This window comes from Nocardia sp. NRRL S-836 (genome assembly GCF_001279525.1).
Lineage (GTDB): Bacteria > Actinomycetota > Actinomycetes > Mycobacteriales > Pseudonocardiaceae > Lentzea.
The window spans coordinates 143,256-166,555 of the sequence record NZ_LGDY01000103.1 but is presented as its reverse complement, the minus strand read 5'-3'; the positions used below and the strand labels follow the sequence as shown (position 1 = coordinate 166,555).

Genomic DNA, 23,300 nt, shown 5'->3' with positions numbered 1-23,300 from the left:
GATGGCCGCGCGCCGGGTGGTCCGCCACTACCTCGTCCTCGCCTCGGCGGCGGATCTCGCCGCGATGGGCGACCGGATGAGGCTTGCCGCGCACGACGACGTCGTCCGGTCCAAGGCGCAGGAGCTGGGCAAGACCGCGTTCGCCGCGCTCGACGCCGAACGCCACAACCTCGTCGGCGTCCTGGCCATGGCGTCCGAACGCGAGTTGTTCGCCGAGGTGTGGCAGCTGTGCGAGGCGCTGTGGCCGTACTTCCTCAACCGCAAGCACCTCCGCGACTGGACCGCGACGACCCGGCTGGGCGTGGCAGCGGCGCGGGCGGCCGGCGACCCGGCCGCGGAGGCACGGATGCGTTCGCAGCTCGCCAGGGCGCTGAGCGAGCAGGGCTCGTTCGACGACGCCGAGGAGGAGCTGAGGCAGGCGGCCGAGCTGGCGGACCGGGGCGGCGACCCGCGGCTGACCGCCTCCGTCGCCGAGTTCACCGGCAAGCTGCACCGCGACCGCGGCGACCACGACCGGGCCGTCCCGCACCTGCGGCGGGCACTGCGGATCTTCACCGAGATCGGCCGGACGCGCGGTGCCGCGATCCAGCGGCATGCCATCGCGCAGGCGTTGCACCTCAGCGGTGACCACGAGGGAGCGCTGGCCGAGGCCGGCCTGGCGCTGGCGGCCTTCGAGGAGCTGGACGCCGACCCGCGCAACGTCGGCAACGTGCAGCTCACCAGGGCGACCGTGCTCGCCGCCGTGGACCGGCCTGAGGAGGCGCTGACGGCGCTGAGGTCCGCCGTGGAGCTGCTGGAGCAGGCGGACGCGGTTCAGCTCCAGGCGCGCGCCGTGGAGCTGATGGCCGAGCTCGATGCGGAACGGGCAGCGGCGCACCTCGCCACAGCCGCCGCGCTGTACCTGCGCGCGGGCGACGATGAGTCGGCCGACCGGCTCAGGAGCCCACGCTCACCCGCACCGTGAACCCGTCCTCCGAACATCCCATCGACACGTAGTCGCAGGTCCGGTGCAGGATCCACAACCCGAGCCCCGCCGTCTTCGTCGCCTCGGTCGGCACCAGCCCGGTGAGCGGATCGGCGGGACCAGAACCGTGGTCGGTGGTCGAGAGGACCACGCGGGTCGCGTCCGCCCACAGCCGGAAGAGCACCGGTCCGACGCCGTGGGTCAGGCCGTTGGTGATGATCTCGCTGGCCGCGTAGACGGCGTCGTGTGCGCCGTCCTCGTCCAGGTGGACGGCGCTGATGGCCGCGCTGACCGCGCAGCGCACCTCGGCCGGGGTCGGGTCGACGAGCTCGAGCAGGGGGCGGCCCTGTTCGAGGACGTCCGGGAGGGGGGCGGTCCGGGTGGCGCCGAAGTCGGGGTTGGGGCGGCGGTCGGTCGCCGTGGCGATGTGGGGGTGGGTGCGGGTCACGTCGGTGAGGACGTAGTCCGGGGTGGTCCTGGTGTCGTACGGGCACAGGCCCCACAGCGGGAACTCGGCGTAGGCCTGGTTCACGGCGGCCTCGTAGCGGGCCCACCAGTCCCACGGGACGCCGACGCCGGGGTGGGGGACCTCGCCGACCACGCGGATGCGGGTCGCGCCGGCGGCGGTGAGCTTGCCGCAGATCTCGCGGTAGCTCGCGATGGCGGCGGAGGGGCGGGAGTACTGGTCGGTGCCGGGCAGGTAGGTGACGGCGTCGTCGCGGCCCAGCGCGCCGCGCAGCAGTGCCGTGTTCTGGTCCGCGCAGGCCACGAACGTCGGCTGGCCCGCGCGCAGGCCGTCCTCCACGAACGGCACGGTCAGCGCCAGGAAGTCGTCGTCCGAGCCGTAGAAGGCGCTCTCGTGGTAGAAGCCCGTCATCGGACGCACTCCACGTCTTCGAGTTCCAGGATGGACACCAGGCGGGCGAGTGCCGACTTCTCCGAACGCAGCACGAGCGTCGCGTCGTGTGCACGCGCGCAGCCGTGTAAGGCCAGCAGGCCGTGGTGGTCGATGAACCGCAGTCTGGTGAGGTCGACCCGCAGCTCGCCGCGGTCGAGGGACGGCTGGGCGCGCAGCAGTGCCAGCGGCAGCAGGTCGCGGCTCGCGCGGTCGATCTCGCCGTTGATCGCTATGCCGTCGGCGGTGGCGTGCAGGCGGAACGGGGCGCCGCGCGGGTTGGTGACCGGGTGCATCGACGCGAGCTGCTCGACGGCCCCGTCCTCCAGCTCCACGCGGTGGTACGCGCACATCGCGGAGAACGGCGACCCGGTCATGTACCGGTCGATGAGGTGCTCGTAGCGGCAGAACGCGTCGAGCGAGGCGGGTGAGCCCACCAGGGCTGTGGCGTCCGCGGCCACCCGCAGGCCGGTGAAGCCGTCGCCGATCGCCACGCGGGTCGCCTCCGCGTAGGCGGCGACCTGGTCCTCGGGTGACACCGTGCTCGTGGTGCGGTACCGCGACTCGAGCGGCACCACCTCGGCCGAGCCGTCCCGCAGCGCAGCTGCGAGCACCGGTGACGACGCCAGGTGACCGGTCAGCTCCGGTTCGTCACCGCGCGCCACGTAACAGACGCGCTGGCCGTGCTCCAGCCCGTCGACGAGGAACTCGGTCGCACGCGCCCTGAACTCCCCGAAGTCGTCGAAGGGCCAGCACAGGTGGTCGCTGGAGCTCATCCCGACGACCACGTCGGTGACACCGGACCTGCGCATGGAGACCGATCCTACGCTGCCTCCACTGGGCCATCCGGGCGATCCTCCAGCTCAGCGGTTCGCGGAGGCGCGTGCGCACACGGTCTGCGCTACGGTCGTGGGCCTTGGGTTCAGCAGCCGGCCCGTGCCGGGGGACCACTGCCCACCTGGAGGTTTCCACGTGCAGAGCGACGACCGGAGCCCCTGCCGCGTCACGAGCGAATGCGTGGGTACCGCGGTCGTCGTCAGCGTCGCGGGTGAGCTGGACTGGACGACCGCCGACGAGCTGTCCGACCGGCTCGGCGAGGTGCTCCGGCCGCCGTCCCCGGTGGTGCTGGACCTGACCGGCCTGGACTTCCTCGGTGCCTGCGGGATCAGGTTGCTGCTGGCCCAGCGGGATCGGTGCCTGCGCGACGGCGGCTCGTTCGCCGTGGTCGCGAGCTCGGCCGTGGTGCTGCGGCCGTTGCGGGTGCTGGAGCTGGAGGACGTGCTGAACGTGCGGCCGAGCGTGTCGCAGGCCTTGGGCCGTGCGGAGGTTCCACTGGCCTGACCGGCCGGTCTGCTGAGGAGGAGGGCGCGGTTTCCGACTCGTCGTTCGACATGCTCGCGAACCTGCTGCAGGCCAGCCACCTGGCCACGCTGGAGCAGGTACCGGTGCTGGTCGAGAAGTACGCGGTGGGGCTCTCCCGCTTCGAGTTCCTCGTGGTGGACCTGCGAGAGGAGGCGCTGGTCCCGCTGACCGGCGGCCAGGCGCTGTCGGTGGAGGGCAGCCTGCCCGGCCGGGCGTTCCGCGAGGTCGCGCTGATCGAGACGCGGCACGAGCACGGCCACCACTTCTGGATCCCGCTGCTGGACGGCACCGAACGCATCGGCGTGCTCGGCGCCGTCGCCGTGGACGACTCGGTGGACACCCTGGACCGGCTGCAGGCGCTCGCCTCGCTGGTCGCGCTCATGGTGGTCAGCAAGCGGCCGCACAGCGACACCTACGCGCGGCTGGTGCGGTCACGGCCGATGACGGTCGCCTCGGAGGTCGTGTGGCCGTTGATGCCACCGCTCACGTTCGCCACGGACAGCCTGGTGCTCTCGGCGGTGCTGGAGCCCGCGTACGAGATCGGCGGCGACGCGATCGACTACGCCATCGACGGCGACACCGTGCACATCTCGATCTTCGACGCGATGGGTCACGACCAGTCGGCCGGCCTCACCGTCGCGCTCGCGACCGGCGCGAGCCGCAAGCACCGGCGCGAGGGCAGCGGCCTGGTGGCCACCGGCAACGCCGTCGACGAGGTGATCGGCGCCCAGTTCGGCGGCAGCCGGTTCGCCACCGGTGTGCTCGCCTGCCTCGACTACCGCACCGGCCGGCTGAGCTGGGTGAACCGCGGCCACCCCGCCCCGCTGCTGATCCGCGGTGGCCGCCGGCTGCGGGAGCTGCGGTGCCCACCGGCCCCGCCGATGGGCTTCCAGCTGCCGACGACCCCGCGCCTGTGCCACGAGCGCCTCGAACCCGGTGACCGCCTGCTGTTCTACACCGACGGCATCGTCGAGGCCCGCGACGAGCACGGCCGGCAGTTCGGGTTGCGCCGGTTCGTGGACTTCGTCATCCGCCGCGAGGCCGACGGGTGCTCGGCGCCGGAGACGTTGCGGCGCCTGATGCACACGGTGCTCGACCACCAGCACGGCCGGCTGCAGGACGACGCCAGCGCGTTGCTGGTGGAGTGGCAGCAGCACCGCGAGCGGTCACTGGTCGTGCGCGTGCCGCGGGGCTGAGCGCCCCTACAACATCGGCGGCATCGCCCGGTAGGACTCCGAGTAGTAGTCGCCGGTGCGCTTGCGGTAGTCGTCGGAGTCGGCGTCCGCGTCGTACTCGGGCGCGTCCTTGATCTGCTGCTTGGTGCGGTCCACCCACACCTTGCGCTCGCGGTGGTCGACCCGCTGCACGGTGCCGATCGGCAGCACGACCTTGTGCCCGAAGATCCACGGCCCGGTGTCGACCATCAGGCAGTCGTTCGGGACCTTCGCGTTGTCCTCGTCGACCTTGCCGATGCCGCCGTCGGTGGCCTCCACCTCGTAGCCGACCAGGCCGGTGTCGGGGCGGTCAGCGAGGTCGGTCGCGTCGTCCTGCCGCCCGAACCAGGACGGGTCGCGCCACGTGAACGGAACGAACGGGATCGGTTGCATGTTGACCTCCATCTCGGTGACGGGCCCGGGGTACCCGTTCGTGCTTAGGTGGTGAACATGACCGATGAGAACGTGCTGGGCCGCATCAACGAGCTGGTCGACGAAGAGCACCGGCTGCGGCAGGCGCTCGCGGCCGGCGAGATCTCCGGCGACGAGGAGCACGCCCGGCTGCGCGCGCTGGAGGAGTCGCTCGACCAGTGCTGGGACCTGCTGCGCCGGCGCCGGACCGCGCGGTCGACCGGCGAGGACCCCGACGGGGTGCAGGCCCGGTCGGTGGGCGAGGTCGAGGGCTACCTGCAGTAGCGCTCGTCGCGGCAGTGGGAAGGGGTGGCCGGGCTCCGCTCAGTTTCCCGGCCCGTGGTGGTCCACCCTCTGCCGACGAGAGGAGCGGGACCCCGATGGATCTCTACAGCGTGATGTGCGTGACGGACCTGGACAGGTCGCTGACCTGGTACGAGGCCTTCTTCGGGCGTGCGGCCGACGAGGTGGTCGGCCAGGAGCACCTCTGGCACGTGGGGGAGAACGCCCATGTGGTGGTCGACGCCCGCGAAGTTCGTGCCGCACGGGTCGGCGGCACGATGGTCACACTCGGTGTGACCAACTTCGACGACTTCCTGGCCCGGTTCGCCGCCCACGGCATCACCCACGAGCCGGTGGAGACCTACGGCAACGGCGTGCGGCACGTCGAGGTGCTCGACCCGGACGGCAACAGCCTCTCGCTGGCCGCCCTGCCCGCGTGAGGCGTTCTAGCGCTCTTCGGTGTCGCGGAAGATGACCCACCGCATGACGCTGTACATGAACGCCGCCTCGCACGCCCCGGCGACGATCCGCGACAGCTGGTACTGCATCCCGAGGGCGGTCAGCGCGCTGCCGACGCCCAGGATGAACGCCAGGTAGTTGACCAGGACCGCCACCGCGTACAGGCCCGCCTGCGGGCCGACCGGGGCGTGCGAGCGGAAGTTCAGCGCCCGGTTGAGCACGAAGCTCAGGCCGAACGCGATGACGTACGCGACGGTGAACGCCACCGGCACCGGCCAGCCCAGGCCCGAGCGGAACAGCGTGAGCAGCAGCAGGTCGATGCCGAACGTGCAGCCGTTGATCAGCGCGAAGCCGAGGAGGCTGGGCGGGACCAGCCGTGACAGGCCGAAGGGCAGGCAGCGGACCACGACCTCCATCCAGGTGTGGAACCGCTGCCCCAGGTCCGTTCGCCGTTCGTCCACGGTGTCGCCGCCGGTCATGGCACCGACGGTGCCACGACCGGCGCCTCGGGAACCGGTGAAGCGCCCATCCGTTCCGGTTCTGTTCACAGTTGTTCAGCCGATGTCGGGTTGTCGTTGGCGAGGTCTTCACGGGCGTGCGAGCGTTCCCGTGTCCACTGTCGACGGATGGTGTGCGGCCGTGCCGCGTCGGGGCGGGGTGGTGCTCAGCGCATCGTGGCCTTGATCCAGCGCGAGTACGCCGACACGCTGGTGTACAGGCCGGGACCGTTCGCGCAGACCGCGTCCGCGTCGCCGGGACCCGAGGTCACGCCGACCAGCTCCCACCGGCCGTGCTTGCCGCGCTGCACCTGGGGGCCGCCCGAGTCGCCGACGCACGCCATCGCGCCCGGCTTCCGGCTGACGGTGCACAGCCGCGTCGCGTCGGCGTAACCGGGCGCGCACTCGCCCGGCGCGCCGATGCGGGTGTCGAGCTCCTGCAGCCGGGTCGCGAACCGCGCCTTCGTGATGTCGACGGTGTCCAGCGTCGTGCCGAACCCGAGCAGCCTGGTCGGGGTGCCGGTGCCGGGCGCCGTGGCGAGGCGGATCGGCCGCTGCGTCACCGGGCGGTCGAGCCGGATCAGCGCGATGTCGTTGACGTTCGGCTGGCCCAGCCGGTAACCGGGGTGGCGCACGACGCGGTCCATCCGGCGCACGGTGCCGCCGGACGTCCTTTGTGGACTGCCGACCCGCACGATCCCGTCGGGAACGCCGCCGGTGCCCTCCGCGTCGACGCAGTGCGCCGCCGTCACCACCCAGCGCGGGTGGATCAACGACGCACCGCAGACGCCCTGCACGCCGCCGAGCTCCGGCACGGACACCGGGATGGACGCCATGAACCCGTACCGCTCGGTGGAGTCCTTTCCGTTCACGATCGCGTTCGCGTCTCCCACCAGCGCCGTCGCACCGAGTGCGCCGGCCAGGACCGCGCCCGCTGTCAAGGACTTCAGCTTCACCATGGTCTTCCTTCGTTCCGTTTCGACGATCGTGACCAGCATCGACGCCGTCGCGGGCGGATTCCATCCGGCCTCCCGCAGTTCTGGTGGTAGAGCGTGCTCTACCCGCCACCAACCCGGATGTGCATGATGGGAACCATGGTTGAGGTGCTCGAAGGAGGTGCGCCTGTCCTGACGACAGGACAGCGGCTGCGCGATGTGCGGCGCGCGATGTTCGACACCTTGGCGGACAACGGCATCGACGGGCTGCTGACGCTCTTCACCCGCGCGACCGGCGAACCCTGTGCGCTGATCAGGTTGCCCGACCAGGTGATCACCAGTTCACCGCCGGGCTTCCGGTGGCCGCCCGACGACGCGGACGGCGCCCAGCTCCTGCCCATCAACGCCGACGTGCCGCACGCGTTGTTCGCCGCGGCCCGCACGTCCTTCGCTGACGACCTCGCCGGTCACGTCGCCGGACTGGTCCGGCTGGAGCTCGCCCGCGTGCAGGCGCTCAAGGCCGGTCGCCGCGAGCTGACCGGCCAGGTGATCGAGGACCTGGTGCGGTCGGCGATCTCCTCCAGCGAGGCGGCCCGCAGGCTCACCGCGGCGGGCGTCGACCCGGCCGCGACGCACAGCGTGCTGCTCGTGACCGACGCACCGGTCGAGCTCGACGACCTCACCGACGTGGTGGTCGCGCGCATCGGCCCGTACGAAGCCGTTGTGCTGGAAGGGGATCGGTCACCCCACGAGCTCACGCACCTGCTCGCCAAGAGCGCCACGTCCGTCGGCGTCGGCGGGCCCTACCGGGGAGTGCACGGGCTGCGGTGGGCGTTCCTGGAGGCGCAGGAGGCGGTCGGCAGGGGACCGGGCGTGCACGAGGGCCGGGTGATCGACATGCCGCGGTTGCTCATGTCGAACCCCGACCTGCCCGTGCGCGAGGTGGCGCGCAAGGTGCTCCAGCCGCTGCTCGCCTTCGACGCCGAACACGGCGGGCAGCTGATGCGCACCCTGGAGGTGTTCCTCACCACCGGTGGTTCGCCGCAGCTGGCCGCCAAGGAGCTGTTCGTGCACCGCAACACCGTGCGCTACCGGCTGGAGCAGATCGAGCGCGTCACGGGCCTCTCCCTGAGCTCGGTCGAGGCCCGTGTCAACCTCTGGCTGGCGATGCGCGCGGTCGCGTGACAGCGCTACCGACGGCTGAGCGGCCGCATGTCGGTCCACAGCTCGTCGATGCGCGCGAGGCACTCGGCCCGCGTGCCCGGCTCACCGACCACGCGCCACCCCGCGGGTGGCTGCGCGGTCGCAGGCCACACCGAGTACTGCTCCTCGGCGTTCACCACAACGGTCGTGTCCATTGCGCAATCCCTTCTCACACCAAGACACCCAGCTCGTCCGACACCGCCGTCAGCACGTCACGCCACCCGTCGTCGGAGAACAGGTGCGCGCCCTGGACCTGCCGCAGCAGGAACGGACCGGTCGTGCCGACGGACCACTGCGCCATGTCCTCGGCGCTGACCATCGGGTCCCGCTTGCCGTGGAACGCGGTGAGCGGGCACGTCAGCGGCTCGCCGTCGCGGTCCAGGTAGCCGTCCGCGATGCGCAGGTCGGCGCGCACCAGCGGGAGGAGCATCTCCATCAGGTCCTCGTCGGACATGATCTCCTCGGCCAGCCCGAGATCGGCGAGCTTGGCCCGCAGCGCCGGCTCGTCCAGCGTGCCCAGCACCGGCATCGGCACGTCGGGCAACGGCGGGTTGCAGCTCGCCACGAACACGTGCACCGGTTCGACCCCGAGCTCCCGCCGCATCCGCCGTGACAGCTCGAACGCGAGCACCGCGCCCATGCTGTGGCCGAAGAACGCGAACGGCCGGTCGGTCAGCGCCTTCACCGGCTCGGTCAGCGCGTCCACGAGCAGCTCCAGCGACGTGAACGGCTCCTCGCGCCACCGTTCGGCGCGGCCGGGCAGCCGGGCCGCCAGGACCTCGACCCCTGGCGGCACCGACCGTTCCCAGTCGCGGAACACCGACGCCGACCCGCCCGCGTAAGGGAAGCAGATCAGTCGCGCCGCGCCGTCTCCCGGCTCCGGGAACCAGGTCACGACGCCCAGACCTCGAGCGGGAGGTGCCGGATGCCGAGGGCGAAGTTGGAGTGCAGCTTCTCGACCTCGCCGGCGAGCCGGAACCGCAACCCGCGCTTGACCATCTCGCCCAGCAGCAGCTCCATCTCCAGCCTGGCCACCACGGCGCCGATGCAGTGGTGCCGGCCGAGACCGAACGTGAGGTGCTTGTTGGGGTTGCGGGTGATGTCGAAGACGTCGGCGTCCGGGAAGACGTCCTCGTCGCGGTTGGCCGAGGAGTTCCACAGGGTGACCGCGTCGCCCTCCTTGACCTCCTGGCCGCGGATCACGATGTCGCGCGTGACGTGCCGCTGCACGTACGTGTTCGTCGCGGTCCAGCGGAACAGCTCCTCCATCGCCGTCGGCAGCAGCTCCGGGTGCGCGAGCAGCCGGTCGTAGGCGTCCGGGTGCTCCAGGAACGTCATGATGCTGTACGACGAGGTGTGCGCGGTCGTCTCGTTGCCGCCAACCGCGACGTTCATGCAGTTGTAGAGGATCTCCGACTCGCTCATCGGCTCGCCGTTGACCTCGGCCTTCGTCAGCAGGCTGATGAGGTCCTCGCCGGGGTTCTCCCGGCGTTCCTGGATCAGGTCGTAGAAGAACTCGAAGATGTCGACCTGCGCCCGGATCAGCGTCTGCGCGGCGGTCGCGTCACCGCGGTACTCGCTGTCGCGGAACCCGATCATCGTGCGGGTCAGCCGCTGCAGCATCGACGCCTTCTCCAGCGGCAGCTCCATCGTGCCGAGCAGCACACCGGTCGGCAGCGCCAGCGAGATGTCGGTGGCCCAGTCACCACCGCCGTCCGCGACCATCTTGTCCAGCGCCGCGTTGACGGTCGCCGTGACACCCTCGCGGGCCTTGTCCATCTTCAACGGGTTGAAGCCCGCGTTGTGCACCGACCGGCGCAGGTGCTGGTGGCGCGGCGCGTCCGTGGCGATCAGCATCTGCCCGGACGCCGTGTCGGTCTGGCTGCGGTACGAGCCGCCGAGCATGGTGCCCTTGGCCGAGCTGTAGACCTCGGTGTTCAGGTACGCCTCTGCGACGTCGTCGTACTTGGTCAGCGCCCAGAAACCGCCGTCGGGCGTCGGGTTCCAGTACACCGGGGCGTTGTGCCGCAACCACTTGTACGCCTCGATCGGGTCACCGTTGGCGAACAGGTCGGTGCCGCCGAGGTCGATCTGCGTCGTCGTCACTTGGCCTCCTCGATCACGCGGGCCAGGCCGCGCAGCGTGCTGTGCTCGAACAGGACACCCGCGTCGACCTTGATGCCGAACTCGCGCGCGATGGCGCTGCGCGCGCGGAAGGCGAGCAGCGAATGGCCGCCCAGCTCGAAGAAGTCGTCCTCCGCGCCCACGTCCTCGATGTTCAGCAGCCGTTCCCACAACGCGACCAGCCACCGTTCGGTGTCGGTCTCCGGCTCCACCCGGCGCGCGATGCGCTGCACCGCACGGCTGCGCAGCTCGACCAGCGCATCGCGGTCGCGCTTGCCGTTCGACGTGAGCGGCATCTGCTGGATCACCGTGAACGACGCCGGGACCATGTGCGGCGGGAGCTTCGTGGTGACGAACTCGCGCAGCTCCACCGTGGACAGGTCATCGCTCGACGGCACCACGAACGCCGCCAGCCTGCGGTCGCCGTCGAACTCCTCGACGATCACCGCCGCCTGCCGCACCTGCGGATGCGCGAAGATGCCCTGCTCCACCTCGGCCGGCTCGACCCGATGACCCCGGATCTTGTGCTGACCGTCCAGCCGGCCCAGGAACTCCAGCTGCCCCTGCTCGTTCTCCCTGACCCGGTCGCCGGTCGCGTAGACGCGGGTGCCGGCCGCACCGAACGGGCTGGGCACGAACCGTTCCGCGGTGAGGTGCGCCGGACCGAGGTAGCCCCTGGCCACGCCGATGCCGCCGACGAGCAGCTCGCCCGCCTCGCCCCGCTGGACCGGCTGCTTGTCCTCGTCCACGACGTAGGTCTCGTAACCGTCGATCGCGGTGCCGATCGGGATCGCACCGGCGTCGTCGGGCACCTCGGTGATCTGGAACGCCGTCGCCGCCGTCGTGATCTCGCTCGGCCCGTAGAGGTTGTAGAAGTCGCCCTTGAACTTGCCGCCCAGGATCGCCCGGCACGTCGCGGGCAGGATCACGTCGCCGCCGCTGCACAGGTGCTTGAGCGAGGCGAACGTGTTGCGGTCGACCCGGCACACCTCGTTGAGCACCGTCGCCGGGACCAGCATCATGGACACCTTGCGGCGCTTGAGCTCCCGCTGCAGGTCCGTGGGCAGCATCGAGCCCATCCGCGGCAGCACCACGACCTCGGCGCCGACGGCGAGCGCCGACCACACCTCCAGCGTGATGCCGTCGAAGGACACGCTGGAGATCTGCCCGACCTTGTCGTCCTGGGTGAGCTTGGGCAGGCTCGGGTTGACCGCGAGCGCCGCGATGTTGCGGTGCTCGAACACGATCCCCTTCGGCTCACCCGTCGAACCGGACGTGTAGAGCACGCACGCCGCGTCCTCGGGGATGAGCTGAGTGCTGACCGGCGTGGCGTCCTCGTCCCGGTCGAGGCTCCACTCGATCGCCTCGACGCCGTCCGGGAGCCGGGTGCCCGGCCGGGTGATCACGAGCTTGACGCCGCCGTCGCGCAGCATCACGTCACGGCGCTGCGCCGGGTAGTTCGCATCGATCGACAGGTACGCGCCGCCCGCCTTCGCGACCGCCAGCATGGCGACCACGACCAGCGCGCCCCGGTCGAGGAGGATGCCGACGTTGTCGCCGACCTGGACTCCCTTGCCGGCCAACACGGTCGCCAGCAGGTCCGAGCGCGCGTCCAGCTCGGCGTAGGTGAGGGTGGTGTCGTCGTCGCTCACCGCGGGCCGGTCGCCGTGGCGGGAGCGGCTGGCCGCGAAGAGCTCGGGCAGAGTGAGGGTGGAGTCCATCGCATCCTTCCAAGCCTGTTCGTCCAAACAGGACAGGTGGGTGGTGCTGGTCCTACCCTCTCGACGCTATTGGGGGTGGTGCTGACGGGCCATGGACGTTCGCACAACGATCGCCCCCGGTTTCTGTGCGTTCACCTGGTTTCCCCGTGCGCTGCCGGTTCTGTGCTCAGAACAACGCCCTCGTGGCCGCCGTCGCCGCCACCGCGACCAGCACGACGACGAGCAGCGGTGCCTTGAGCAGCAGGGCGACGAACGCGGCACCCAGACCCGCGGCCCGCTCGTCGAGCTGGAAGTGGTGACCGCTGGTGAAGACCTGCACGGCGATCAGTGCCGACAGGACGACCGGCGACACCAGGGTGAGCACCCGTTTGGCCTTCTCCGACGGTGTCCAGTTGCCCAGCGCCACCGGACCCGCGGCCTTGACCAGGACGGTGATCACGCCCAGGACCACGACGACCCACCACACGTTGCTCATCGCAGAAGTCCCATCAGGCAGACGAGGCTGGCGACCGCGATCGGGACGCCGGCCGGGGTGAACGGCACGAGGACGAGGGCCACCGCGACCGCCGCGAGTGCGGCGACGCGCGTCTTCGGCGAGTCGAGCTGGCCCCACAGCAGGGCGAAGAAGATCGCCGGGCTGACCATGTCCAGCCCCCACGCCTCAACGCTGACGTTCTTGAACGCGAACACGCCGATGGCGGTGCCCGCCAGCCACACGACGTAGACCGTCGCCCCGGCCTGCAGCAACAACCGCGCGTCATGCCCGCCATCGGGCGTTCTGCTCAACGCCCACGTCTCGTCACCCAGCAACTGCGCCTGCGCCGCGCGCGAGTACCAGGGCCCGGTGTAGGCGGTGGACGCCGTCACGCCCATCGGCAGGTACCGCAGGTTGAGCAGCACACCCGCCAGGATGGCGCTGAGCGCCCCACCCCCCGCCGCGAGCACCGCGGCCGACCCGACCTGCGCCGCACCACCGAACGTGGTCGCCGACATGAGCAGCGCGGACTCGATGCCGAACCCGGCCGTCGTCGCCACCGCGCCGAAGGAGATCCCGAAGAGGAACGCGGCCGTGGCCACCGGCGCGATGGCCTGCAGTCTGATCGTCCGCGCGCTCGTGTAATTAGCATCAGCCATAATGACTACTTACGCTATGATGGGTGGCGAAAGGGGTCAAGATGCGGTTCGGTGATTACGCAGATCCGGTGGTGACGCTGGCCGAGGACGTCGTCAACTCCTACCGCCACAGCGTGGGCGTGGACGACCTGTCACCTGCGCTTCTGACTTCCCTGGCACGCGCACGCGGCTGGTCCGGTGCCGACGCCTCCGATGCCGACGTGTCGGCGGTGCGGTCGTTGCGGGAGCCGTTGCGGACGGTGTTCGAGACGCACTCGGTCTTCGCGGCCAACGCGCTGGTGGCGTCGTCCGGGCTGGTGCCGGAGCTGGTGAGGCACGACGGGGTGCCGTGGCACCTGCACCTGACGCGTCCCGGGGTGTCGTTGCCGGCGTGGGTCGCGGGGCACGCGGCGTTCGGGCTGCTGGCGGTGATCGAGCAGGGCGGGGTGTCGCGGTTGCACCGGTGTTCCGGGCCGGACTGCTTCGCGGTGTTCGTCGACCTGTCGCGGAACCAGTCGCGGGTGTTCTGCAGTCCGGCGGTGTGCGGGAACCGGGTGCACGTGAAGGCGCACCGGGCCCGGAAGGGCGTCAGCCCACGTAGTCGGGGTTCGGCCTGAGCTCCCGTTTCAGATAAGCAGCGTCTACGCCGACTTTGTCGAGCTCCGCTGTGAGGTACTCGCGATCAGGCAACGTTCCGAGGTGCAGGAACACGATCAGTGGCCTGCCGAGTCCCTCGGTTTGCTGCTGCGTTGCGGCGGTCAGCAGCTCGTTCAAATAGTTGTCGAAGCCCCAGCAGACGTACCGGCGGTCAACACCGTTCGTCGCTATGCAGTTGTAGGGGCGGATGCCAAGGGTTCCTGGCTCCACACGCCAGTCCGTCCCACATACGGTGTCGATGATCTCGTCTGCGGACTGGAATCGCAGACTGACCAGTTCTGCGTGAGGGCCCACCCCGTACAGGGCCGACAGGCGTGGTCTCAACACCGTCTTCTCGATCCACTCGCGGGCAGCGGTTGGGTGGAAGTAGTCGTCCAGCACTCCGCCGATGTCCGGGTCATCGAGCCATTCCGATATCGCGCGATGTTCTGCGGACGACGTGAGGGTGGTCGCCTTGTTCTGCGCCATCCTGCGATCGATCTCCAGCACCAGCTCCCTCGCCACGTCATGCGGTACCGGCTCCGCATCGATGTTCTCGACGCGTTCGATGTTCTCCGCCGACTCAGGGTTCACGTGCACGTCCGTCAACGCGTCCGCCCGCCGGATCAGCTCCGACGGCGTGATCATGAACAGCCGGTGCCCCGTTGACCGCCGGAACTCCGCCATCAGCTCCCACCGCGGCCCGCGCAACTGCCCCTTCGCCCGCCGCCACCAGTCGTCCTTGACGTCACTGGTCACCAGCAGCACGTCACAGGACCGCCGCTCGGCCTCCAGCAACACCTGCTTCCATACCAGGAAGTCGCCGGCCCGTTCATCGGCGTCAGCCTTGTCCTTGTCCAGGTAGCCGGGCGGTTCCTTCGCCACGATCCGGCGCTCAGCCTCGACAACGGCGGCGTCGTGGTCTTCGGGCGGCAACGCCGCACCCGTCCGGCCACCGAGGATCGAGCTGAGCGTCGCGACGATCGTGTCAGCGTTCGTGTCGTGCGGGTGGGCGTTCGCGGCAGCCTGCTCGCTGATCGTGTGCCGCACCGCCTGGAAGGCGCCGTTCAACCGGGTCAGCAACCCGTCCCGCTCACCCTCCGGCAGGTAGATCCGGTTGCTCCACGCCCGCACGGCCTCCTCGGCGTCCTGGCGGGCCTTGTCGAGCTTGGCGAGCGACTCCCTGGGCGTCTCGCCGAGCTGGTCGATCACCGACTCGCGGTTGCGCCAGAACTCGCGCATCACCTGGTGGGGGATCCACAGGCTGTCGCCGAGCGACTGCATGACCTTGATCAGGTCGGCGCGGGTGGTGCTGTTGAAGCGGTAGAGGTTGAGCAGCACGTTGGCGTCGAACACGACCATCCCGCCGGTCAGCGTCCGCCGGTAGTCGTCCTCGGTCGCCGTCCGGTAGTCCTCGAAGCCGTCGAACATCCCACCCGTCACGGCCGGGGAGCGTACCGAGACGGGGGCTCCCGCATAGTGGATCAACGAGCGGGGTCACCCGGATGGGCTCTAACCTGCATCCATGCGACACGTGCTCAAGGGCGCGGTGCTGTTCCTCCTGCTGCTGGCGACGGCGGCCGCGCCGGCGAGTGCGGGCCAAGAACAGGCCGTGGTCCGCGTCGGTACCGAGGGAACGTATCCGCCGTTCTCGTTCCACGACCCGAACTCGCAGGAGCTGACCGGGTACGACATCGAGGTCGTCAAGGCGATCGGTGCGAAGGCCGGGTGGCGGCTGGAGTTCGTGGAGACGCAGTGGGACGCGGTCTTCCCGGCGCTGGACGCGAACCGCATCGACGTGATCGCGAACCAGGTCTCGCGCAACGAGGAGCGGGGCGCGAAGTACGGGTTGTCGGACACCTACACGTACTCGCGCGGGGTCGTGGTGCGCAGGAAGGGTGACGAGCGGATCAAGACGCTCGCCGACCTCAGGGGCAGGACGACCGCGCAGTCGAGCACGAGCAACTGGGCGAAGGTCGCGCGGGACGCCGGGGCGAACGTCGAGGCGGTCGAGGGGTTCGCGCAGGCCGCCGCACTGCTCACCCAGGGCCGGGTGGACGCGATCGTCAACGACAACATCGCGGTGCTGGACTACCTGGCGAGCACCGGCAGCACCGACGTCGAGATCGCCGGCAACGCCGGGGACGAGGGCAGTGAGCAGGTGCTGGCCTTCCGCAAGGGCGACGAGCGGCTCAAGGCGCAGGCGGACCAGGCGATCCAGGCGTTGAAGGTCGACGGGACGCTCGGCACGATCTCGCAGAAGTACTTCCGGGCCAACGTGTCCGTGCCCGACGGTGGCACCGCCGACCTCAGCGGGAACCGGGGGCCGCGCAGCACGTGGGAGGTCGTGCGGAGCACGGCATGGCCGATGTTCGTGGGGCTGGTGAAGGTCACGGTGCCGTTGACGGCGTTGAGCTTCGCGATCGGTCTCGCGCTCGCGCTGCTCGTCGCGCTGGCGCGGATCTCCAGCTATCGCGTGCTCAGCGGGCTGGCGCGGGCGTTCATCTCGGTCATCCGCGGCACGCCGTTGCTGTTGCAGCTGTTCATCGTGTTCTACGGGCTGCCGCAGGTGGGGTTGAAGTTCCCGCCGTTCACCGCTGCGGTGATCGCGTTCAGCCTCAACGTCGCCGGCTACGCGGCCGAGGTGGTCAGGTCGGCGATCCTGGCGGTGCCGAGGGGGCAGTTCGAGGCGGCCCAGACGATCGGGCTGGACTACCCGCAGACGCTGCGCCGGATCGTCTTGCCGCAGGCGGCCAGGACGGCCGTGCCGCCGCTGTCGAACACGTTGCTGTCGCTGCTGAAGGACACGTCGCTGGGCTCGGTGGTGCTGCTGACCGAGCTGTTCCGCGAGTCCCAGCTCGCGGCGGCGGAGAGCAACGAGTTCCTGGTGCTGTACTCGTTCGCCGGCCTCTACTACTGGGTGGTGTGCGTGGCGCTGTCCGGTGCCCAGAAACGTCTCGAAACCCGACTGAGCAGGTACGTGATCGCATGACCGAGCCCCGCGTCCGAGTACACGGCCTGGAGAAGTCCTTCGGCGACAACCAGGTGCTGCGCGGCGTCGACTTCACCGCCGAGCAGGGCACCGCGACCGTCCTCATCGGACCGTCCGGTTCCGGCAAGACGACCGTCCTGCGCTCGCTCAACGCGCTGGAGACCCCCGAACGCGGTGTCGTCGGCATCGACGACGTCGAGGTCGACTTCGCGCGGCTGCCCGGCGCCAAGGCCGGGCGGGCGCAGAAGGAGCGGCTGCGCGCGCAGAGCGGCATGGTGTTCCAGTCGCACAACCTGTTCCCGCACCGCACGGTCGTGGAGAACATCATCGAGGGCCCGGTCGTCGCCCAGCGACGGCCGCGCGAGGAAGCCGTGGCGGCCGCGAAGGTGCTGCTGGAACAGGTCGGGCTCGCCGACCGCGCGGACGCCTACCCGGCGCAGCTCTCCGGCGGCCAGCAGCAGCGCGTCGGCATCGCGCGGGCGCTCGCGCTGAAGCCGCGGGTGGTGCTGTTCGACGAACCCACGTCCGCACTCGACCCCGAGCTGGTGGGGGAGGTGCTCGCGGTCATCAAGGACCTGGCCGCGCAGGGCTGGACGCTCGTCGTCGTCACCCACGAGATCCGGTTCGCCGAGCACGTGGCCGACCAGGTGCTGTTCCTCGACGGCGGGCTGATCGTCGAGCAGGGGACGAGTGCGCAGGTCATCGGCGACCCGCGGGAGGAGCGCACGCGCCGGTTCCTCAAACGCATCCTGGATCCGGGCTGACGCGGGAGCCGTCCGGTGGCGGGCCGGTGGTGAGCCGGTGGCCGGGGGTCGTGGCACGAGGTGGGCTGGTCGGTGGCGCACGGCTGTGGGGGACGCACGCCTGTGGGGGACGCACGCCGGTCAGCGACACACGCCGGCTGAGTACGCACGCCCCTCGGCGACGCACGTCGGTTGGGGACGCACGCCGGTTGAGGACGCACGCGGGTCAGCGCTGCGCGTCGGTCAATGACGTACGCCGTTCAGCCGCGCACGCCGGTCGGCGACACTCGCCGGTCGGGGACGCACGCGGGTCAGCGCTGCGCGTCGGTCAATGACGCAGGCCGGTCAGCGGCGCACGCCGGACAGCACGCTCGCCACCAGCGCCATCACCACCGCGCTGAGGATCGCCGCGATACCGCCGACCGCGGGCTTCGAGATCGGCAGCAACTGCACCACGGCGACCGGAACGGGAGCGGCGGGCTCCGGCTTGGCCACCGGTCGCGGGGGCACCGGCTGCGCCGCCGGGGGCAGTGGCTCCGACACCGGTGGCGGCTCCGACACCGATGCGATCCGCACCACCGCGGAGTCGCTGATCGCCGTCCCGGTGATGCCGCTGGACACGGTCAGCCGGGCGTCGACGGGTGCCACGGCCTGGCAGGTGTAGGTCACGCGCTGCCCCGGCGCCAGAAAGGGGATGTTCCGGCGGCAGGACGCCGGCTCGCCGGTGACGCGCACGTCGTAGATCGTGACGGCGGACGGGTTGCCGACCGTCACGGTGATCGTCACCAGCTCCCCGTCCCTGGCGTGGTCGGTCGACCAGGCGGCGGCGATCGTGAGCCGGGGGTAGATCACCGTGTACTTCGCGGACGACTCCGCTTGCACCGCACCGCCCAGCTGGTCCGCGGCCGTCACCTTCACCACCGCCGTGCCGCTCTCCTCGCCCGCGGTGACCGTGCACTCCACGGTCACCGACGCGCCGGGGTCGAGCCGGGGGACGAAGCCGCAGTCCACCGAGCTGCGCGCGGAGACGCCCGAGAGCACGGCGTCACCGCTGTTGGTCACGACGGTGGTCAGCGTGATCTGCGCGCCCGGCAGCACGGTGGTCGGCGACGCGGAGGTGGTCGCCGTCAACGCCGGGTGCAGCACGTCGACCGGTGTGGCGGCGCTGGCGGTCACCGGGTCGCCGGCCAGGCTCTTGCCGGAGACCTCGGTGACGGCGGAGAAGTCGTCCTGCCCGGCCGTCGACACGCAGGTGCGCGAGGCCGTGGCACCGGGGGCGAGCGTGCCGGCGTCCTGGCCGCAGACCACCACGTCGGCGGCGGGGGCCTCGCCGACGTTGGTCACCGCCGCCGTCCGGCTGACCTGGCCGCCGGGGTACGTGGCCAGCGCGCCGGGCGTCACGTTCAGCGCCAAGCCCGGCATCGGGAACGACCACGCCAGGCTCTGCACCAGGAACGCGTCCTCGTCGCGGTCCAGCGTCAGCTCGGCGGTCCGCGCGCCCGGTGGCAGCAGCTCGCTCGGCACGGGCACGGTGCGGGCGTCCACGCTCATGTTGTTCGGCACGGCCGGTGCGACCGCGCCGTCGGCCGCCGACATGAAGAAGTTGCCGCGGTCCGGGCCTCCCAGGGCGGACCCGTTGATCAGCACGTGGTCACCGGCGGTGCCCCAGTCGCCCTCGTAGCCGACGATGCCGAGCCGGGTCACGCCACCGGCCGCGCGGGTGGGGGAGACCTGGGTGCGGATGGTGCGGGCGGAGGTGCTCAGCCGGACGTGCCCGCCGTGCACCACCCCGCCGCTGGGCCGGGGCGGCGGAACTGGCGCCGGCGAAGCGCCACACGACGGTCATCGACCAGCCGCCGAAGCAGTCGGGGCCCTGGGGCGTCCACACGTTGCCGACCGTGAGCAGGACGCTGCCGCGCACGCCGGCGAACCGGGCCGTCACGTCGGACTCCGCGCTGTAGAACTGGTTGTCCGTGTGCCCGATCGAGGCCGGGTCGTCGACCGCCGCGCTGAACCGGTCGACCACGCCCGCGGTGCCGTTCACGGCCAGGCTCACCGGCTGGGTGCGCGGGTCGCCGGGTGGCGCGGACCCGTTGACGCACCGCGCGTTGCCCGCCCAGCCCAGCTTCGCGTAGGCGACCTCCGCGCCGTCCGGGATCGACACGCGGGCGCGCGAGGAGTTGAACGTCGACGGGTCGGCGTCGACGTCGGTCCACATCATCCGGTGGCTGTTGTTGAGGCTGCCGCGGCCGTGCCCCACCCGCTGCTGCCCGTCCACACAGGACTGCGGCGGGTACCTCGGGTCGGGACCGGCCTGCGCCGGCGTCGGGCACGTCACCACCGTGTTGCCGACGACCGCCACGTCGCCGTACACCGCCGCGTCGAACTGCGTGTGCCAGGTCTCGGCGGCTTTGGACGGCAGCACCGGCGTGCACAGGGCCAGGAACACCACGACAGCGGACAGGACGACGACAGCGCGCACGCGACCAGCTCCTCCCAGCGAAGGGACGGGTCAGGATGACACGGCCCGAGCGCCCCTGTCATGCGCCGCGAACAGGCAGAACTCACCGTCCGTAGAGGACGGACCGGGCCGGTTCCCTCGTTCGGGAAGGCAGGGGCACGCCGTCACCCACAAGGTCCCCACCGTCGGGCACGAACAGGTGGCGCACCACCCGCCCGGCCGCGGATCAGTGCCGCAAAGCGTGATTCCTGGGCGCTGAGCTGGCCACCGCACGGCGACCTGTGTCCATCATGGACGCCGTTGAAGTCCCCGGCAGTGAAGGAACCACGCGGATGCTGATGATCCTCGCCATCGTCGGCGCGGCCGTGGTGGCCACCATCGTCGCGACCGTCCTGGTCGGACGGTCGAGGGAGCACGAGCAGTCCGACGACCGCGACGCGGACTCGCGCGGGTTCCTCGGCGCCGTGCTGAGCGGCCTGTTCATCGTCGCGCTCGCGTTCTACACGGTGATCGTCTGGGAGAACGCCACCGACGTGGAGAACAACTCGGGCTCGGAGTCCGCCGCGGTCGCCGACGCCTACTGGCAGACGGCCGTTCTCCCGCAACCGCAACGCGACCGCATCCGCTCCCTCCTCCGCGACTACCCCAAATCCGTCGCGGACAGGGAGTGGCCGCGGCTGACCGAGGGCAGTGGCGACGAGAACACCGACGAGCTGCTCAACTCGTTGCACCGGGAGGCCGTCAACCTCCCGGCGACCCCCGAGCAGGTGCAGAGCGCACGGACCCAGATCGTCGAACGCGTCCGGTCGATCCGCGACCTGCGCCGCGAACGGGTCGACGCCGCACAGGGCCTGAGCGCCACCGGGCAGTTCATGCTGGCCGCCACGCTCGTCGGCGCGGCCATGATGATCGTGTTCCCGCTGCTCGTCGGCTTCACGGCCCGCCTGCGCCACATCGTGCAGATGGCGATCACGGCGGGCGTGCTCGCCGGCGTGTGCGTGGTGTGCGTGGGCATCGCGCACCCGTACGAGGGCTGGCTGCACGTCGAGCCCGACGCGTTCACCGACGTGTCCGAGGAGCTCGACCACATCCCGGTCGACCAAAGCCCTTAGCGCGCGGTCGCGCCGCGTCCGGCGGCCTAGAACGTCAGGCGTGACACGATCTTGTACCGGTCTCCCCGGTAGATCGAGTGCACGTACTCGACCTGCCGGCCCTGCGCGTCCGTCGTCAGCCGCTCGAACAGCAGCGCGGGCGCGAGCACCGGCACGGCCAGCAATGCGGCCTCGGCGTCGTTCGTGACGGTCGGCTCGATCGACTGCACGGCCTCGCTCACGTGCACGTCGTGCTCGCGCAAGCGGTCGTAGAAGTCGCCGGACTCCATGTCGTGCAACGTCAGGCCGGGCGCGATGGCCACCGGCACGTGCAGGTGCGCGATGGCCATCGGCTCGCCGTCGACCAGGCGCAGGCGTGCGGTGTAGTGGATCTCGGCGGCCGGTGAGACGTGCAGGCGGCGGCCGACGCGGGCGCCCGCGGGGAGCTTGGCGTGTTCGAGGACGCGGCTCGACCACGTGCCGGACGCGGCGGGCACGGCCATGGCATGCGCGTCGGACACCAGCTCCTGGGTGATCTTGGCCCTGGCCACGAACGTGCCGCGGCCGTGCTGGCGGACCAGCAGGCCGAGGTTGACCAGTTCCTCGACGGCGCTGCGGACCGTCGGGCGGGACACCGAGAGCTGCTGGCACAGCACGCGTTCGGCCGGGATCGGGGCGCCGGGTGGGTGGGTCTCGATGAGCTCCAGCAGGTGGTCGCGGACCCGCTCGCGCTTGAGGATCGGCTCTCCCATGGCACCTCCGCCGGCTGAGCGGCCAGTATTGCATACCACTGGTAAGTAACCTGACTGTTGGAGATCGAGAGCGCTCTCACGCGTCTAACCAGGCTATTGACGCGAGAAGTGGTCTATGCCACTTTCTACCTCACCCATCGGACCTGACCAATTGGTCACATCACTCCGGAGAGGTGAGCCGTGCCGCGTCGCTCTGCCGCCCTGCTCGTGCTGGCTCTCGCGTTGTCCGCCTGCGGAACCTCCGGCGGGGGAGGTGGGGGCAGGGAGGAGATCACCGTCTGGCTGATGAAGGACACCGCGACCGACGAGTTCGTGCAGCGGTTCGAGACCGAGTTCGAACGTGAGCACGGCGGGCTCGACCTCAAGATCCAGATCCAGGAGTGGAACGGCATCACGCAGAAGGTGACCAGCGCGCTGGCCAGCACCGATCCGCCCGACGTGATCGAGGTCGGCAACACCCAGGTCGCGCAGTACGTGGCCAGCAAGGGTGTCACCGACCTCAGCGGCAAGAAGGGCGAGCTCGGCGGTGACGACTGGATCCCCGGCCTGGCGCAGCCCGGTGCGGTGGACGGCAAGCAGTTCGGCGTGCCGTTCTACGCGGCGAACCGGGTGGTGATTTACCGCAAGGACCTGTTCGCGGCCGCCGGGCTCACCCCGCCGAAGACCCGCGCCGAGTGGCTGGAGACCACGCGGAAGCTCGACCAGGGCGACGTGCAGGGCATCTACCTGCCCGGCCAGAACTGGTACACCCTCGCCGGCTTCGTCTGGGACGAGGGCGGCGACCTCGCGCGGCAGGCCGGCGACAGCTGGAAGGGCACGCTCAACACGCCGCAGGCGTTGGCGGGCATGGACTTCTACAAGCAGCTGCAGGCGCTCGGCGACGGACCGAAGGACTCCGACGAGGCCAAGCCGCAGCAGACCGACGTGGTCGCCACCGGCAAGGTCGCGCAGTACATCGCGGCACCCGGCTCCGCGAAGCTCGTCGCCAAGGCCAACCCGGCGCTCGCCGACCAGCTCGGGTTCTTCCCGATCCCCGGCAAGACCGCCGACCAGCCCGGCGCCGTGTTCACCGGCGGTTCCGACCTGATCGTCCCGCTCGCGTCGGCCCGGCAGAGCGGCGCCTACGAGGTGGTCAAGGCGCTGGCCGGGGAGAGGTGGCAGGTCGAGCTGGCCAAGACGATGAACTACGTGCCCAACCGCAGGTCGCTCGCCACGAAGATCGGCGACGACCCCGGCACGACCGCCATGGCCAAGGGCGCCGCCAACGGCCACGCCACCCCGAACTCGCCGAACTGGGCCCCCGTCGAGGCGCGCAACCCGATCAAGGAGTTCCAGACCGCCGTGCTGACCGGCACCGACCCGGCCACGGCGGCGGCGAAGGCGGACGCGGTGATCACCCAAGCGCTCAACTCGGGCAAGTAGTGGCGACGCTGCTGGTGGAGCGG

General features: G+C 70.7%; 25 protein-coding genes. 11 read left to right on the top strand and 14 right to left on the bottom strand.

All coding sequences use genetic code 11. The features are described from left to right. The first annotated feature begins 1 nt into the window (after position 1). Positions 2-964, top strand: a complete 963-nt coding sequence (locus ADL03_RS22435) for a tetratricopeptide repeat protein (RefSeq protein WP_053735475.1) — start codon at positions 2-4, stop codon at positions 962-964. Here ADL03_RS22435 and ADL03_RS22430 read toward each other — a convergent pair. Next, entirely contained in the window at positions 936-1,841 is a 906-nt protein-coding gene (locus tag ADL03_RS22430; protein ID WP_053735474.1) for a sensor histidine kinase, read from the bottom strand. The two genes, ADL03_RS22435 and ADL03_RS22430, sit on opposite strands and share 29 nt — an antisense overlap. Then, complete coding sequence (locus ADL03_RS22425; RefSeq protein ID WP_053735473.1) at positions 1,838-2,671, bottom strand: MEDS domain-containing protein; 834 nt, start codon at positions 2,669-2,671, stop codon at positions 1,838-1,840. The genes ADL03_RS22430 and ADL03_RS22425 overlap by 4 nt, the downstream gene beginning before the upstream one ends. On the opposite strand from ADL03_RS22425, the gene ADL03_RS50245 reads away from it, so the two are divergent. Further along, the gene (locus ADL03_RS50245; RefSeq protein WP_157529088.1) at positions 2,670-3,200 is read left to right on the top strand and encodes an anti-sigma factor antagonist; all 531 of its coding nucleotides are present in this window, start codon (positions 2,670-2,672) and stop codon (positions 3,198-3,200) included. The genes ADL03_RS22425 and ADL03_RS50245 overlap by 2 nt on opposite strands. A gap of 50 nt (positions 3,201-3,250) precedes the next feature. Then, positions 3,251-4,417 (top strand): PP2C family protein-serine/threonine phosphatase, encoded by a 1,167-nt coding sequence (locus ADL03_RS22415; RefSeq protein WP_053735471.1) that lies wholly within the window; start codon positions 3,251-3,253, stop codon positions 4,415-4,417. Positions 4,418-4,423: 6 nt separating this feature from the next. Here ADL03_RS22415 and ADL03_RS22410 read toward each other — a convergent pair whose 3' ends face one another. Continuing rightward, entirely contained in the window at positions 4,424-4,828 is a 405-nt protein-coding gene (locus ADL03_RS22410; RefSeq protein ID WP_053735578.1) for a hypothetical protein, read from the bottom strand. 57 nt (positions 4,829-4,885) lie between these two features. Here ADL03_RS22410 and ADL03_RS22405 point away from each other — a divergent pair, with 57 nt between their 5' ends. Further along, entirely contained in the window at positions 4,886-5,131 is a 246-nt protein-coding gene (locus ADL03_RS22405) for a DUF2630 family protein (protein ID WP_053735577.1), read from the top strand. A gap of 95 nt (positions 5,132-5,226) precedes the next feature. Further along, a complete protein-coding gene (locus ADL03_RS22400; RefSeq protein WP_053735470.1) occupies positions 5,227-5,568 on the top strand; it encodes a VOC family protein in 342 nt (113 codons plus the stop codon). A 6-nt stretch (positions 5,569-5,574) separates the two neighbouring features. Here the strand turns inward: ADL03_RS22400 and ADL03_RS22395 are convergent, their stop codons facing one another. Further along, entirely contained in the window at positions 5,575-6,066 is a 492-nt protein-coding gene (locus ADL03_RS22395; protein WP_082373373.1) for a GtrA family protein, read from the bottom strand. Between the two features lie 185 nt (positions 6,067-6,251). Next, a complete protein-coding gene (locus tag ADL03_RS22390) occupies positions 6,252-7,043 on the bottom strand; it encodes a trypsin-like serine protease (RefSeq protein ID WP_053735575.1) in 792 nt (263 codons plus the stop codon). Between the two features lie 135 nt (positions 7,044-7,178). Between ADL03_RS22390 and ADL03_RS22385 the strand changes: the two genes are divergently transcribed. Further along, positions 7,179-8,204, top strand: coding sequence for a CdaR family transcriptional regulator (locus ADL03_RS22385; protein ID WP_197288551.1), 1,026 nt, complete (start codon positions 7,179-7,181; stop codon positions 8,202-8,204). 5 nt (positions 8,205-8,209) lie between these two features. Here the strand turns inward: ADL03_RS22385 and ADL03_RS44790 are convergent, their stop codons facing one another. From ADL03_RS44790 to ADL03_RS22360, 6 genes are all read right to left on the bottom strand, one after another. After that, a complete protein-coding gene (locus tag ADL03_RS44790; protein ID WP_063798670.1) occupies positions 8,210-8,377 on the bottom strand; it encodes an MbtH family protein in 168 nt (55 codons plus the stop codon). A 14-nt stretch (positions 8,378-8,391) separates the two neighbouring features. Next, positions 8,392-9,117, bottom strand: a complete 726-nt coding sequence (locus ADL03_RS22380; RefSeq protein WP_053735468.1) for a thioesterase II family protein — start codon at positions 9,115-9,117, stop codon at positions 8,392-8,394. Further along, a complete protein-coding gene (locus ADL03_RS22375; protein ID WP_053735467.1) occupies positions 9,114-10,328 on the bottom strand; it encodes a cytochrome P450 in 1,215 nt (404 codons plus the stop codon). Before ADL03_RS22375 ends, ADL03_RS22380 begins: the two co-directional genes overlap by 4 nt. Beyond that, on the bottom strand, positions 10,325-12,067 hold the full coding sequence (locus tag ADL03_RS22370; RefSeq protein ID WP_053735466.1) for a non-ribosomal peptide synthetase: 1,743 nt from the start codon (positions 12,065-12,067) through the stop codon (positions 10,325-10,327). Before ADL03_RS22370 ends, ADL03_RS22375 begins: the two co-directional genes overlap by 4 nt. Positions 12,068-12,233: 166 nt before the next feature. Beyond that, entirely contained in the window at positions 12,234-12,542 is a 309-nt protein-coding gene (locus ADL03_RS22365) for an AzlD domain-containing protein (RefSeq protein WP_053735465.1), read from the bottom strand. After that, positions 12,539-13,201, bottom strand: a complete 663-nt coding sequence (locus ADL03_RS22360) for an AzlC family ABC transporter permease (protein ID WP_082373371.1) — start codon at positions 13,199-13,201, stop codon at positions 12,539-12,541. The genes ADL03_RS22365 and ADL03_RS22360 overlap by 4 nt, the downstream gene beginning before the upstream one ends. Before the next feature lie 23 nt (positions 13,202-13,224). On the opposite strand from ADL03_RS22360, the gene ADL03_RS22355 reads away from it, so the two are divergent. Next, a complete protein-coding gene (locus ADL03_RS22355; RefSeq protein WP_053735463.1) occupies positions 13,225-13,797 on the top strand; it encodes a CGNR zinc finger domain-containing protein in 573 nt (190 codons plus the stop codon). Here the strand turns inward: ADL03_RS22355 and ADL03_RS22350 are convergent. Beyond that, positions 13,769-15,259 carry a PIN-like domain-containing protein gene (locus ADL03_RS22350; protein ID WP_157529084.1) on the bottom strand — a complete coding sequence of 497 codons (1,491 nt, stop codon included), beginning with the start codon at positions 15,257-15,259 and terminating at the stop codon, positions 13,769-13,771. The genes ADL03_RS22355 and ADL03_RS22350 overlap by 29 nt on opposite strands. An 82-nt stretch (positions 15,260-15,341) precedes the next feature. Between ADL03_RS22350 and ADL03_RS45660 the strand changes: the two genes are divergently transcribed. Next, positions 15,342-16,808, top strand: coding sequence for an ABC transporter substrate-binding protein/permease (locus ADL03_RS45660; protein WP_082373370.1), 1,467 nt, complete (start codon positions 15,342-15,344; stop codon positions 16,806-16,808). Further along, positions 16,805-17,572 (top strand): amino acid ABC transporter ATP-binding protein, encoded by a 768-nt coding sequence (locus ADL03_RS22340; RefSeq protein ID WP_053735461.1) that lies wholly within the window; start codon positions 16,805-16,807, stop codon positions 17,570-17,572. The genes ADL03_RS45660 and ADL03_RS22340 overlap by 4 nt, the downstream gene beginning before the upstream one ends. A gap of 324 nt (positions 17,573-17,896) precedes the next feature. On the opposite strand, the gene ADL03_RS22335 is transcribed toward ADL03_RS22340, so the two are convergent. Further along, the gene (locus ADL03_RS22335) at positions 17,897-19,336 is read right to left on the bottom strand and encodes a hypothetical protein (RefSeq protein ID WP_157529082.1); all 1,440 of its coding nucleotides are present in this window, start codon (positions 19,334-19,336) and stop codon (positions 17,897-17,899) included. A 966-nt stretch (positions 19,337-20,302) separates the two neighbouring features. Here ADL03_RS22335 and ADL03_RS22325 point away from each other — a divergent pair. Next, a complete protein-coding gene (locus ADL03_RS22325; protein WP_082373369.1) occupies positions 20,303-21,124 on the top strand; it encodes a DUF4239 domain-containing protein in 822 nt (273 codons plus the stop codon). 26 nt (positions 21,125-21,150) lie between these two features. Here the strand turns inward: ADL03_RS22325 and ADL03_RS22320 are convergent, their stop codons facing one another. After that, positions 21,151-21,855 (bottom strand): GntR family transcriptional regulator, encoded by a 705-nt coding sequence (locus ADL03_RS22320; RefSeq protein ID WP_082373368.1) that lies wholly within the window; start codon positions 21,853-21,855, stop codon positions 21,151-21,153. A gap of 180 nt (positions 21,856-22,035) precedes the next feature. On the opposite strand from ADL03_RS22320, the gene ADL03_RS22315 reads away from it, so the two are divergent. Then, complete coding sequence (locus ADL03_RS22315) at positions 22,036-23,277, top strand: extracellular solute-binding protein (protein ID WP_053735457.1); 1,242 nt, start codon at positions 22,036-22,038, stop codon at positions 23,275-23,277. The last annotated feature ends 23 nt before the right edge of the window (positions 23,278-23,300 follow it).